This window comes from Bradyrhizobium sp. Crot121, from assembly GCF_059512385.1.
Map to the genome: position 1 here is coordinate 56,121 of NZ_JCAMOR010000007.1, position 13,457 is coordinate 69,577.

Consider the following 13,457-nt stretch of genomic DNA (forward strand, 5'->3'; position numbering starts at 1 on the left):
CCAGTTCAGCGTGTCATGGCCCCCGACGAGCGGCCGCACTCGCGCTGGCCGTGATTGTCGCCGTCGGCATCATCTTCTGGACACGCGCGGCCCTCGCCGCGAGCGATCTCGCCACCTATCTGCCAAAAATCCACCCCGGCGACTTCTTCACAGGTGCGGATCGATTTGGTCCGCCGCAAGGAGACCCGCCGATCGTCCCCATCTATCGCGGCGACCAACTGCAGGGCTTTGTCTATCTAAACTCGGATTTCGCCAATTCGATCGGCTATTCCGGCAAGCCGATTCACATCCTGGTCGGCATCGATACTGATGGCATCGTCAGAGGCCTGAGGCTCGTCGACCACAAGGAGCCGATCGTCCTGATCGGAATTCCTGAGCCGCGCATCGTTGCCGCCGTGAACGGCCTGATCGGCAAGGATATGAGGCCGATCGCGCAAGGCTCGGAACGGCCGCCGCAGGTCGACATCGTCAGCGGCGCGACCGTGACCGTGCTGGTCATGGGCGACTGCATCGTACGCTCCGCGGTACGGCTGATCCGAACCGGACGAATTGGCGGCGGAAGCGCCGCCGCGGCGGCGGCATTGCCGCCCGTTACCAAGACGCTTGACCTCGGAAAGAGCGAGATTCGTGACTGGGCCAGCCTTGTCGGCGACGGCTCGGTGCGGCGGCTGCACCTGACGATCGGCGAGGTCAATGAAGCGTTCGCCAAATCAGGAAATGCGGCCGCCGCACAGAACCCTGAAGCAGGCGACGCTGGCGATACCTTCATCGATCTCTATGTCGCGCTTGCCAGCGCCCCGACGATCGGCCGCAGCCTGCTTGGCGACGACGGCTATGAGCGGCTGAAGGAGCGCCTGCAACCGGGACAGCAGGCGATCATGATCGCCGGCGAAGGCCTCTATTCTTTCAAGGGTTCGGCTTATGTGCGCGGCGGCATTTTCGACCGCGTCGAAATCCTTCAGGAAGGCTCCAGCACCCGCTTCCGCGACCGGAATCATACCCGCCTGGGCGCGCTCGCCGCCGACGGCGCGCCGGACTTCCACGAAATCGGATTGTTCGTCACGCCGCCCGAATTCACGCTCGATCCGACCCAGCCCTGGGAACTGCAACTGCTCGTGCAGAGAAACGTCGGCAGCCGCGACAAGGCGTTTCTCACCTTCGATCTCGACTACAATCTGCCCAATCGCTACCTGCGATCCGAGCAACATGCGGTGACGGTGCCGTCCAGCCCACCTGCGCCCGCAAGGCAGACGTCCGTCCCCTCCGCACAGATTTCCCTGCCAACGGATGCTGACGAAGAGCCGCTATGGATGCGGATCTGGCGCTCGCAGCCGGCCTCGATCGCGATCACGGCGATAGCGTTGATTGCACTGACCGCCATCTTCTTCTTTCAGAACATCCTGGTGCGACGACCGACGCTCTACACCTGGGTTCGCCGGAGTTATCTCGCCTTTGTGCTGATCTGGCTTGGCTGGTACGCCAACGCGCAGCTCTCCGTCGTCAACGTGGTGACCTTCACCAGCGCGCTGGTGACGGGCTTTCACTGGGAGTTCTTTCTCGCCGCACCGCTGATCTTTATTCTCTGGTCGGCAACCGCCGCCGCGCTTCTGTTCTGGGGACGCGGTCCGTTCTGCGGATGGCTGTGCCCGTTCGGCGCGCTGCAGGAGCTGACCAACACGGTCGCGAAATGGCTCAAGGTACCGCAGATCACGGTGCCCTGGGGCCTTCACGAACGTCTCTGGCCGATCAAGTACATCATCTTCCTCGCCGTGTTCGGTCTGTCGCTCTACTCCGTTGCGCTCGCAGAGACCTTCGCGGAAGTCGAACCGTTCAAGACCGCGATCATCCTGAAATTCGCGCGCGGCTGGCCGTTTGTCGCCTATGCGGGCGCCCTGCTCTTCATCGGCCTGTTCATCGAACGCTTCTTCTGCCGCTACCTCTGCCCGCTCGGCGCTGCACTTGCGATCCCCGGACGCATCCGGACCTTCGAGTGGCTGCGCCGCTGGAAAGAGTGCGGCTCGCCCTGCCAGCGCTGCGCCAAGGATTGTCCGGTGCAATCGATCCATCCTGAAGGGCACATCAACGTCAACGAGTGCATCTACTGCATGCACTGCCAGGAGCTCTACTACGACGACCAGCGCTGCCCGCACATGATCCAAGTGCGGCTCAAGCGCGAGAAATTCCAGGCCATGTCATCGCCCTCGATGCGCGCGGGCGGAAGCGGACCGAAGACGGTCATCACGCATGCCGGAAAGCCGGTGCTCGCCGCCGCGCACTCACAAGCTCCAACCAGCCGTTCACACAAAGGAGACGAACATGGCTAGTGAGAAACATGACGATGACAAGTCGACGGCGATCAGCCGTCGTCAGATGGTAGGAACAGCAGCGATCGGCGCTGCCGGCATCGCCGGTGGACTGAGCATCGGCAGGGGTCTTGCACCCGAGCCGGCTGCGGCACAGACCAAGGCAGCACCGGCGCGCGCCGGTGGCCTGAAGTCGGAGATCGCGCCAGGCGAGCTCGATGAATATTACACGTTCTTTTCCAGCGGCCAGACCGGCGAGGTCCGCATCGTCGGCATGCCCTCGATGCGCGAATTGATGCGCATTCCCGTGTTCAACCGCTGCAGCGCGACTGGTTGGGGCCAGACCAACGAAAGCCGCAAGATCATGACCGAGGGTCTGATGCCGGAGACCCGCGAGCGGCTGAAAGACCGTCTCGGCATCTGGATGAACGGCGATTGCCATCATCCGCATATGTCGTTCACGAACGGGACTTATGACGGCCGCTACGTCTTCATCAACGACAAGGCAAATACCCGCCTGGCTCGCATTCGCACCGACATCATGAAGTGCGACAAGATCATCGAGATTCCCAACCAGTACACGATCCACGGCATGCGCCTGCAGAGATATCCGCGCACCGGATATGTGTTCTGTAACGGCGAGTACGAGGTGCCGCTGCCAAACGACGGCAAGGTGCTGGACGACAAAAGCAAATACTGGTCGATCTTCACCGCCGTTGATGGCGACACGATGAAGATCGCGTGGCAGGTGATGGTTGACGGCAACCTCGACAACACCGACGCCGACTACCAGGGCAAATATGCGTTCGCGACCTGCTACAACTCCGAGAAGGGCGTGACGCTGGCCGAAATGACCGCAAGCGAGCAGGACTGGGTCACCGTGTTCAACATCAAGCGGATCGAGGAGGCCGTCAAGAAAGGCGACTACAAGGAGATGAATGGCGTGCCCGTGATCGATGGGCGGCATGGTTCGCCTTGCACGCGCTACGTTCCCGTCTCCAACAGCCCGCACGGACTGAACGCCGCGCCCGACGGGATTCACGTCGTCGCCAACGGCAAACTGGCCCCGACGGTAAGCGTCTTGGACGTCCGCCTGCTCGATCAGCTGTTCGACGACAAGATCAAGCCGCGCGATGTCGTGGTCGCCGAGCCCGAACTCGGACTCGGACCGCTGCATACGGCCTTCGATGGCAGAGGCAACGCTTATACGACTCTGTTTCTCGACAGCCAGGTGGCTAAGTGGAACATCGATCAAGCCAAACGAGCGTTCAAGGGCGAGAAGGTCAACCCGATCATCCAGAAACTCGACGTGCAGTACCAGCCGGGTCACAACCATTCCTCGATGGGCGAGACCAAAGAGGCCGACGGAAAATGGCTGCTGTCGCTGAACAAGTTCTCCAAGGACCGCTTCCTCAACGTCGGTCCGCTCAAGCCGGAGAACGATCAGCTTATCGACATTTCGGGGGACCGCATGCGCCTCGTCCATGACGGCCCGAGTTTCGCGGAGCCGCATGACGCGGTGATCATTCATCGCTCGAAGCTCGACGGCCGCGTTCTCAGCATCTGGAAACGCGACGACCCGTTCTTCGAGGACGCGCGCAAGCAGGCGGTCGCCGACGGCGTCAAGCTCGAAAGCGACGCCAAAGTCGTCCGCGACGGCAACAAGGTGCGGGTCTACATGTACTCTGCTGCGCCCGCTTTCGCGCTCGACAAATTCGACGTCCAGCAAGGCGATGAGGTGACCGTCTACATCACCAATATCGATGACGTCGAGGACCTGACCCACGGCTTCTGCATCGTCAACTATGGCGTCAACATGGAGATCGACCCGCAGCAGACGTCGTCGGTGACGTTCGTCGCCGACAAGCCCGGCGTGTACTGGTACTTCTGCACCTGGTTCTGTCACGCCATGCACATGGAAATGCGCGGGCGCATGTTCGTGCACCCGCGAAACGCATGATGGAGCGGACAGCACACCATATGGCGTGCTTCGGGCTGGCGGCGCTTGCCGCCGCCAGCCTTGTCGTGCAGGCATCAGCAGCGCAGCTTGCGATTGCGCCGGACGTCAGCGACGTGCAGGCGGTGCTCGACCAGGCGGTGGACGGTGATGAAGTGCGCCTCTCCGCCGGCACCTATCGCGGACCGCTGCGGATCGCCCGCCGTATTACATTTGCCGGCGAAACCGGAGCTGTCATCGCGGGATCTCGCCAGGGCAGCGTCGTGACGGTCACCGCCCCCGGCGCCGTAGTGCGCGGCCTTGAAGTGCGCGGCTCCGGGCGTTCGCTCGAGACGATGGACTCCGGCATTTTTGTCGAGCAATCCGCGCGCGACGCCGTCATCGAGGACAATCTTCTCGAGGACAATCTGTTCGGCGTCTATGTCCACGGAGCTCCCGATGCCGTGGTTCGCCACAACCGCATTGCCGGCTTGCGCCAGATCCGCATCAGCGAGGCCGGCAACGGCGTGTCGGTGTGGAATGCCCCCGGGGCCAAGGTGATCGACAACGAAGTCCGCTATGGGCGCGACGGCATCTTCGTCATATCGAGCCGCAACAATGTGTTCAGCGGCAACCGCTTCAGCAACCTGCGCTTGGCGATCCACTACATGTACGCCAATGACGGCGAAGTCACCAACAACGTTTCGACCGGGAACACCATCGGCTTCGCATTCATGTTCTCGAACCGGCTCGTCGTTCGGGACAACGTTTCCGACCACGATCGCGATCGAGGCATGCTGTTCAACGCTGCGAACGGTTCGAAAATCCTCGGGAATGCCGTGATCGGCGGATTGCAGCCGGCCGAGCGCTGGGCGACTTCCGACAGCCGCGCGGAAGAAGGCATTTCGCAAGCGGACGCCGGCACCACCGCGCAGGCAAGCCAGACCAAGGCTCCACGCCTGGGCCCGGAAAAATGCGTATTCATCTACAACACCAACAACAATCGGCTGGAGAACAACTGGTTCGAAGGCTGCGAAATCGGCGTGCATTTCACCGCAGGTTCCGAAGGCAACGCCATCACCGGCAATGCGTTCGTCAACAACGTCAACCAGGTCAAGTATGCCGGCACCCGCTATCTCGACTGGTCGAAAAGCGGGCGCGGCAATTACTGGAGCGACAATCCGGCCTTCGATCTCAACGGCGACGGCATTGCCGATACGGCGTATCGGCCCAACGACCTGATCGACCGGGTGTTGTGGACCGCGCCTGCGGCCAAAGTTCTGATCAACAGTCCCGCCGTCCAGGCGATCCGGTGGGCGCAGGGACAATTTCCCGCGCTGCTGCCGGGTGGCGTCGTCGACAATCACCCGCTGATGTCGCCGCCAGCGCGCCGCAAGCTTGCGGAAGGAATTCGGCCATGAGCACGGTACGAATAACGGACGTCAGCAAACGGTATGGGCGCATCAATGCGGTGTCCGGCGCCTCGTTCGAGCTTGGCCAAGGCGAAATGGTCGCCTTGATCGGCCACAACGGTGCCGGCAAGACCACGCTGATGAAACTGATGCTGGGTTTGATTCACCCGACGCACGGCACGATCTGGGTTTTGGGCGAGGATCCCGCCGCTGGTCAGTTTTCGGCACGGCGCCGGCTTGGCTACCTGCCGGAAAACGTTTCCTTCGATGCAACGTTGACTGGCCGCGAGACGCAGCGGTTCTATGCTTGGCTGAAGCATGAGCCGATCGCAAAGGCGGAGCACCTGCTTGAGGTCGTCGGGCTCGGCGCAGCCGCGGACCGGCGCGTCGGCACATATTCGAAAGGCATGCGCCAGCGCCTCGGGCTGGCGCAAGCGCTGATCGGACGGCCGCAATTGCTGCTGCTCGACGAACCGACCACCGGTCTCGATCCGGAACTGCGCCAGACCTTCTATGACGCGATCCAGCGGCTTGCAGCCGAAGGCACCACGGTTCTGCTCTGCTCGCATGCGCTGACGGAGCTGGAGGAACGGGCGGGACGCGTGATCATCATGAACCGCGGGGTCAAGGTCGCCGATGGCTCGCTCGATGAGCTGAGGCGGCTGGCGCAACTGCCGACCCGGATCCGGCTGAAAATATCCGGCCTTGCTCCCGGCGAGATACCGGCCTGGTTACCCGCATCCGCTCCGCACCGGCGGCTCAACGGCCACGTTGTCGAGATCGATGCGGCACCGGAGCAAAAGATCGAACTATTGCGCCGCGTGACTGCAACCGACACCTCGGTCGAGGATATCGACGTGACGTCGCCGAACCTCGACGAACTCTACGCGCATTTCCTGCGATCGGCGGAGGGGCAGCGATGAATGCCGTTCTCACCATTATGGCCAAGGAAATCCGCCAGGCCGTTCGCAACCGCTGGGTGCTTGCTGCAACGCTGCTGCTGGCCGCCCTGGCGCTGTCGTTGACCTTCCTTGGCAGCGCGCCAAGCGGCAGCAATGTGGGCGCACGTCCGCTCGACGTGATCATCGTCAGCCTTTCTAGTCTTACGATCTTCCTGGTGCCACTGATTGCGCTTCTGATCTCGCACGATGCCATCGTCGGGGACATGGAACGTGGCACCATGCTCCTGCTCCTGAGCTACCCAGTCGCTCGCTGGCAGGTGCTGATCGGGAAATTCTGCGGACATCTCGCCGTGCTCGCCTTCGCGACCAGTCTCGGCTATGGGGCCGCGGTCGCTGCCTTGTTGGCGACAGGCAGTGACATGGATCGCGAGGGGCTGGCGGCGTTCATCGCAATGATCGGCTCCTCCGTGCTGCTGGGAGCGGTCTTCATTGCAATCGGTTATTGGGTCAGCGCGCAGGTGCGCGACCGCGGCACCGCCGCTGGCGTCTGTATCGGCCTGTGGCTGCTGCTCGTGCTGGTTTATGACATGGCGTTGCTCGGCCTCCTCGTCCTGGACAAGGGGCAGAACATGTCGGGTCCCGTTCTCAACACCTTGCTCCTCCTCAATCCGACTGACATCTACAGGCTCCTCAATTTGACCGGCTTTGCCAATGTCAGCGCGCTCTCGGGCATGGCGGGGCTTGCGGGCAGCGCGACATTGTCGGTCCCCGTCCTCGTGGCGGCGCTCGCGCTATGGACCTTTATTCCACTGACAGCCGCAAGCCTGTCCTTCTCCCGGAGGGAGCTATGAAGCGTGTTGCTGTTGTCCATGCGCTGCTCGCGCTGATCCTACTTGCAGGCTGCAACGAAAAACGGCAGGCCGCGCTGCCCCTGCCGCACGCGATGACGGCAGAGGCGATCGGCCGCTATTGCGGCATGAACGTGCTCGAGCACCCGGGGCCGAAGGGACAGATCCTGGTAGCCAGCCTGATCGAGCCGGTCTGGTTCTCCTCGGCGCGCGATGCCATCGCCTTCACGATGCTGCCGGACGAACCGAAGGACATCCAGGCCATCTATGTCTCCGACATGGCGAAGGCGGCGAGCTGGGACAAGCCCGGCGCGGATAATTGGGTCGAGGCGCGAAAGGCGCTGTTCGTGATCGGCAGCCGCGTCAAGAGCGGGATGGGCGGCCTCGAAGCCGTGCCGTTCTCGGACCGGGGCGCCGCCGAAAAGTTTGTCGCCGAAAATGGCGGGCACATCGTTGGCTTCAGCGAGGTGCCGCGGGATTACGTGCTGGGATCGAACGAGTCCAGCGCATCGACGGATGACAAGACGGCCGCGCCGGGCTCGACAAACTGAGGAGGAGTTCATGCCCGAGATGTTATCGCGCCGCCGCTTCATCCGTATCAGCGCCGCGGCGGCGGGCCTTTCTCTCGTCCCTTTCAGACGCGGGGCAAAGGCGGACACCAACCTCGTCACCTGGCGCGGCACGATGCTCGGCGCCATCGCCACCTTGAAGATCCATCACGAGCACCCGCGTGAAGCGGAACGCCTGATCGCGGTTGCCTGCTCGGAAGCGCGACGGCTCGAGCGGCTGTTCAGCCTCTACCGGGACGACTCCGCCCTGGTCGAGCTGAACCGGACGGGCGTGCTGGTCGATCCTCCTGCCGAACTCGTGGATCTCCTGGAAATCTCCCTGCGTTATGCGGAGCTGACCAACGGGGCGTTCGATCCGACCGTGCAGCCGTTGTGGCGCCTCTATGCCGATCACTTCTCGCGCGTCCACGCCGATCGCAACGGCCCTGCCCCGGCCGATGTGCAGCTCGCCCTCGCAAATGTGGGCTACCGCCGCCTTCACGTCAGCCGCGACCGCATTGCGATGCCGCGCGGTGCTGCGATCACTTTGAACGGCATCGCGCAAGGCTATGTCACAGACAGGATCGTCGACCTCCTGCGCGCGCAAGGTATCGCGCGCAGTCTCGTCGACATGGGCGAGAGCCGCGCCATCGGACCGCGTCCGGATGGACAGCCTTGGGAAATCGGGATTGCCGACTCCGATTCGGTAGGGGTCACCGCGACGGTCATTCCGATCGTCGACCGCGCGGTATCGACATCGGGCAGCTATGGCTTCTGTTTCGATGCCGATGGTCGCTTCAACCACCTGTTCGACCCGTCGAGCGGCGGCTGCGCCGGGCGCTACCGCAGCGTGACCACCATCGCCGCCGATGCGACTGCCGCCGATGCAATGTCCACCGCCTTCAGTCTCATGACGGAGCCGCGCATCCGATCACTGCTTATGCCCGCGAGGATCGAACGGGTACATCTCATCGATGCGCGCGGATATGCGTCTGATCTGGTCGCGTAAGACAACGCACCAGAAGACGGCTAGCCCTTTCGCCTCGGTTGCGCCGCCGATCTGGAACTATGATAAGCTCGGCATCCGTCACAAGCCCTCGCTCCATGGTGGTTGCGGCTGATGCGTCGCGTTTATCTTGTTCTTGGCTTTATTTTCGTCGCCACCGGTTTTGTCGGAGCACTCTTGCCGGTGCTCCCGACAACGCCGTTCCTTATTCTTGCCACGACCTGTTTCGCACGGTCCTCACCGCGGCTCGAGAATTGGCTTCTCTCCCATCCCCGCTTCGGGCCAGCCCTGCGTGCGTGGCATGAGCACGGCGCGATCCCCCTGAGGGCGAAGCTGCTGGCGCTTGCCGGCATGAGCGTTGGATTCCTGCTGTTCTGGATCGGAGCCGCGCCTGGCCCGATCCTGATGGCAAGCGTCGGAGTGCTGATGCTTACCGGTCTGGTCTACGTTTTCACCAGACCATCGGCTTGACTTGAACAGGCTGGTCGCGGCGCTCCCCAAGTATCACGCCCCAGGACCAACGCAGAGCTATTTCCCTACCAGCGGACATTGGCTTTCGGGGAGCGGACGGAACGATTCCTCGCCGGACATCTCAGCCAACACCTTATAGAAATCGCCGCGATATTTGGATTCGGCGGGGGACTTCACCTTCATCAGGTAGGTCTTGTGCATCACACGACCATCGACCCGGACTTCAACGTTCTTGTTGTAGAAGTCGTTCACTGGCATTTCCCGCATCTTCGCGGCAACAGCCCTGCCCTCATCGGTACCGGCCGCCTGCACGGCCTTCAAATAGTGCATCACCGAGGCATAAGTGCCGGCCGTGATCAGATTCGGGATAAAGCCGCCGGAGCGTTCCATGAAGCGCTTGGCCCAGGCCCGGGTCTCATCGTTAGCATCCCAATAGAATGACGTGGTCAGCGTCAAACCTTGGGCGACGTTAAGTCCAAGCCCCTCGATATCGTTGATATAGATCACCAGACTCGCCAGGTTTTGCCCGGACTGGACGACACCGAATTCGCGAGCCTGTTTGATGGCGGTCAGCAGATCGGCGCCTGACATCGCCAGTCCGATTTCCTTGGCTTTGGACGCCTGCGCCTGCAAGAGGAACGAGGAGAAGTCCGGCGAGCCAAAGGGAAAACGCACGCTGCCGACCACCTTGCCGCCGTTCGCCTCGACGAAGCGGCTCGCGTCATTCTGAAGAGAGTGACCGAAGGCATAGTCGCTGGTCAGGAAGAACCAGGAAGTGCCACCCTGTTTGGTCACTTGGCTGGCGGTGCCCTTGGCGAACGCGTATGTGTCGTAGCTCCACTGCGTCGTGGTCGCCGAACAGGCCTTTCCGGTGAGCTCTGTGGTCGCTGCGCCCGAGATCAGCAGGATCTTGTTGCGCGGACGCGCAATCTCCTGCGTCGCCAGCGCGACCGCAGAACCGGCAACGTCCGTGATCGCATCGACGCCTTCAGCGTCAAACCACTTGCGACTTAACGTAGAGGCGATATCAGCCTTGTTCTGATGATCCGCGGTGACGACGACGATCGGCTTGCCGAGAACCTTCCCTCCGAAGTCATCAACGGCCATCTGCGTGGCCTCGACCGAATGCTTGCCGACGAGATAGGCGAATCCGCCCGAGTGGTCCGTCAACACGCCAATTTTGACCACGTCGTCGGAGACCTGCGCGTACGCGCTAGCGGACGACGCCAGCACAGCCGCGACGACCATTCCCAGGCTTGATGTCTTCACAATCGTTCTTCCCTCTCCAATTTCGTTGTTTTCAGCGACTCACACGGCCAGCGCGATCCCGTCGTGTCCGGGATCGGCTCCGCCGTCGAGCTTGTCGCCATCGATGCGGATGCCGTGGACGGCCGCGAATCCGAACGTGTACGGACTGCGGATCACCTCATATCCCTCGGCCTCGAGCTGTCGGGTGGTGCGATGGATGATCCGATTTGAGACATCGATCGCGTTGCTGGTTGCCGAGAACCGCGGCGCGCTCACCGCTTCGGTCATGGTCATACCGAAATCGAGGACGTTGAGGATCGCCTGCAGCACACCCATTGCAATCTGGGTGGCGCCCGGAGCGCCAATCACCAGGTAAGGCTTGCCATCACGAAGAATGATCGAAGGGCATACCGAAGTGAAGCGCGCCTTGCCGGGCGCAATGCTACCCGCCCGGCCCGGCCGCGGATCGAACACAGCCATGCATCCGTTATAAAAGAAGCCAAGGCCATCGGTGATAACTCCGGAAGGCATTCCCAGCGAATGAGTCATGGTCACGCAATTGCCGTCGCGGTCGATGACCGAAACCTGGGTCGTGTCCTTCGACGGAAATCCGGAATTGAGACGCGGCACATCTGCTTTGATCCGCGCCGCGATGTCCTTTGCCATGGCGGCAGCGTAGTCCTTCGACACCAAGCGTGAAGTGGGAACGTCGACGAAGCCGGGATCGCCGATGAAGTTATCCTTGTCGATGGTCGCACGCTTCATGGCTTCGCATACGACGCGGAGATACTCGGCACTGTTATGTCCGATATCCGCCAGATCGAAACGCTCGAGCATATTGAGCATCTCGACGAGCATGAGGCCGCCGCCGGGCGGATTATTGGTGGTGACTTCGTAGCCGCGATATGTACTTCGCAGCGGATCGAGCCATTTTGGTTGATACGATGCGAGATCCTCAGCGGTGATTAGGCCGCCATGCTCCCGCATATCGCGTGCGATGCGCTGCGCCAGTTCACCCTTATAGAAAACGTCAGAGCCACCCTCGGCAATCAGGCGGAGCGTCTTGGCATAGTCCGGATTGCGCACGAGATCGCCCACGCGCTTCGGCGTGCCGTCGTCGCGACAATAGAGGCTTCGGCCGGACGGCGAGAACGCCAATCGTTCCACACCGGACGCACGCCCCATCGTGCCGGGATCGGACCAGAAAAACTCGACATGCGGCCGCACCATCCAGCCGCGCTCAGCCCACTCGATCGCTGGAGCCACAATGTCGCGCCACGGCAGCACACCGAATCTGGCGTGTGCCTCAAAATATGCTTTCAGCGACGCCGGGACGCAGGCCGATTGATAGCCGACGTCATTCACCTTGCCCTTGAGAATGAAGCCATAGCCGTCCCGCGCCTCGCCTTCGATCAGGTGTGCCCACATATCGGGTCGCGCAGCGGCCGGCGACGGGGCATGGAAGTCGAGATATTTGTGAAAATTCTGCGTCGGGAAGTAGATGCCGGCGCTCCCGAACCCGGCGATGCCGGTCATCAGCGGGTCCACCACGCCCTGCACGAGCGCGCACGCGATCGCTGCATCGATAGCGTTGCCGCCGGCCTGCAGCATCGTCGCCCCTGCCTCCGCCGCTTCGGCTTGTGCCGCGACGATCATCGCCTTCGCTTGGGGCATGTTTCCTCCGTTTCGTTTGACTGGTTCGGCCGCGGCAGCAGGGAACCACGGGCCGCGTCCCGCACGCGCGCCATTGCCTACCGACTTGGCAAATTGTATTCATGCCTGTCCAATACTAAATGGACGCCAATTGATAACCAAATGATATCAGTTCCCCAGATGATCCATCCCTCGCTTCACGCCAAGACGCAGTATTTCCTTGCGGTTGCGGAGACGCTGAGCTTCCGAAAAGCGGCTCAGATGTTGGGAATTGCTCAGCCGGCTCTCAGTCGCAGCATCCGGCACCTCGAGAGGCAGTTCGGCTTTCCTCTGTTTGAGCGCTCGACGCGTCATGTGGCGCTGACCCCTGCCGGCGAAACCCTCTATCGCGAAGCCGCCGAAGCGATGCGACGGTTAACACGTGCCTTTGCCCGCGCCGGCGCTGTGGCGCAGGGTCTCAGCGGCACGGTGATGGTCGGCTACTCTACGTTCGCCGCAACGGGCCCGATGTCGGATGTCATCATAGAGTTCCGCAAGAAGTGCCCGGAAGCTCAAGTCGGCCTACGATTGCTTGCATCATCGGAGCAATCCGAAGCGCTGAACGAAGGCACTATCGACCTCGGCTTCATGATGGCCAATGTGTCGTCGGGTCCGCAGAAGAGCATCCCCATCTCGCGCGAGCGGCTCATCGCGCTTGTCCCCGCCAGTCACGCCTGGGCCAAGCAACGATCGATAACGCTGCGACGCATGGCGACCGCGCCGATCGTGATCGGTACCGCCAGTCGATGGCGCGGCTTCAGGATGCTTGTCGACGATATGACGGCAGCGAAAGGAGTGACATTGAACGTTATCGAGGAGGCCGACGACTTGCCGGTGCTGCTTCAACTCGTACGATCGGGCTTCGGTTGCACGATTCTCGATGCGTCGTTTATTCCGACACTGCCACCGGGAATCAAGCCGCTCGAAATCAAAGATGCCAAAGCAACCCTGGATATCGCGCTGGCCTGGCGAGAGGACAACCTTTCCCCGCTAACCGCGCGGTTTATCGAGGTCGCGAGAGAACTGATCAGAAACCCGACGGCCTGATCCGAGGAGGCCCGTCGGCCATCGCCCAAAAGCGGGCCGACAAG

At 62.0% G+C, this 13,457-nt stretch carries 11 protein-coding genes; 9 read left to right on the forward strand and 2 right to left on the reverse strand.

The annotated features are described in order from the left end of the window. Positions 1 to 50 precede the first annotated feature (50 nt). From AC5ZGW_RS09500 to AC5ZGW_RS09535, 8 genes are all read left to right on the forward strand, one after another. A complete protein-coding gene (locus AC5ZGW_RS09500) occupies positions 51 to 2,324 on the forward strand; it encodes a NosR/NirI family protein (RefSeq protein ID WP_165435066.1) in 2,274 nt (757 codons plus the stop codon). Next, positions 2,317 to 4,263: a TAT-dependent nitrous-oxide reductase gene (nosZ, locus tag AC5ZGW_RS09505; protein ID WP_130223807.1), complete on the forward strand. Its 1,947-nt coding sequence runs from the start codon at positions 2,317 to 2,319 to the stop codon at positions 4,261 to 4,263. Before AC5ZGW_RS09500 ends, nosZ begins: the two co-directional genes overlap by 8 nt. Next, a complete protein-coding gene (locus tag AC5ZGW_RS09510; RefSeq protein WP_130223805.1) occupies positions 4,263 to 5,660 on the forward strand; it encodes a nitrous oxide reductase family maturation protein NosD in 1,398 nt (465 codons plus the stop codon). The genes nosZ and AC5ZGW_RS09510 overlap by 1 nt, the downstream gene beginning before the upstream one ends. Beyond that, positions 5,657 to 6,574 (forward strand): ABC transporter ATP-binding protein, encoded by a 918-nt coding sequence (locus tag AC5ZGW_RS09515; RefSeq protein ID WP_130223803.1) that lies wholly within the window; start codon positions 5,657 to 5,659, stop codon positions 6,572 to 6,574. The genes AC5ZGW_RS09510 and AC5ZGW_RS09515 overlap by 4 nt, the downstream gene beginning before the upstream one ends. Continuing rightward, a complete protein-coding gene (locus tag AC5ZGW_RS09520) occupies positions 6,571 to 7,404 on the forward strand; it encodes an ABC transporter permease (RefSeq protein WP_130223801.1) in 834 nt (277 codons plus the stop codon). Before AC5ZGW_RS09515 ends, AC5ZGW_RS09520 begins: the two co-directional genes overlap by 4 nt. After that, positions 7,401 to 7,952, forward strand: a complete 552-nt coding sequence (locus tag AC5ZGW_RS09525) for a nitrous oxide reductase accessory protein NosL (protein ID WP_130223799.1) — start codon at positions 7,401 to 7,403, stop codon at positions 7,950 to 7,952. Before AC5ZGW_RS09520 ends, AC5ZGW_RS09525 begins: the two co-directional genes overlap by 4 nt. 10 nt (positions 7,953 to 7,962) lie before the next feature. Next, the gene (locus AC5ZGW_RS09530) at positions 7,963 to 8,958 is read left to right on the forward strand and encodes an FAD:protein FMN transferase (RefSeq protein ID WP_130223797.1); all 996 of its coding nucleotides are present in this window, start codon (positions 7,963 to 7,965) and stop codon (positions 8,956 to 8,958) included. A 111-nt stretch (positions 8,959 to 9,069) separates the two neighbouring features. After that, positions 9,070 to 9,426, forward strand: coding sequence for a YbaN family protein (locus AC5ZGW_RS09535; protein ID WP_130223795.1), 357 nt, complete (start codon positions 9,070 to 9,072; stop codon positions 9,424 to 9,426). Positions 9,427 to 9,483: 57 nt separating this feature from the next. Here AC5ZGW_RS09535 and AC5ZGW_RS09540 read toward each other — a convergent pair whose 3' ends face one another. Both AC5ZGW_RS09540 and ggt read right to left on the reverse strand, forming a co-directional pair. After that, the gene (locus tag AC5ZGW_RS09540; protein WP_130223901.1) at positions 9,484 to 10,674 is read right to left on the reverse strand and encodes an ABC transporter substrate-binding protein; all 1,191 of its coding nucleotides are present in this window, start codon (positions 10,672 to 10,674) and stop codon (positions 9,484 to 9,486) included. Between the two features lie 60 nt (positions 10,675 to 10,734). After that, on the reverse strand, positions 10,735 to 12,348 hold the full coding sequence (ggt, locus tag AC5ZGW_RS09545; RefSeq protein ID WP_130223793.1) for a gamma-glutamyltransferase: 1,614 nt from the start codon (positions 12,346 to 12,348) through the stop codon (positions 10,735 to 10,737). Between ggt and AC5ZGW_RS09550 the strand changes: the two genes are divergently transcribed. After that, entirely contained in the window at positions 12,313 to 13,413 is a 1,101-nt protein-coding gene (locus AC5ZGW_RS09550) for a LysR family transcriptional regulator (RefSeq protein ID WP_245474551.1), read from the forward strand. The genes ggt and AC5ZGW_RS09550 overlap by 36 nt on opposite strands. Positions 13,414 to 13,457: the final 44 nt, after the last annotated feature.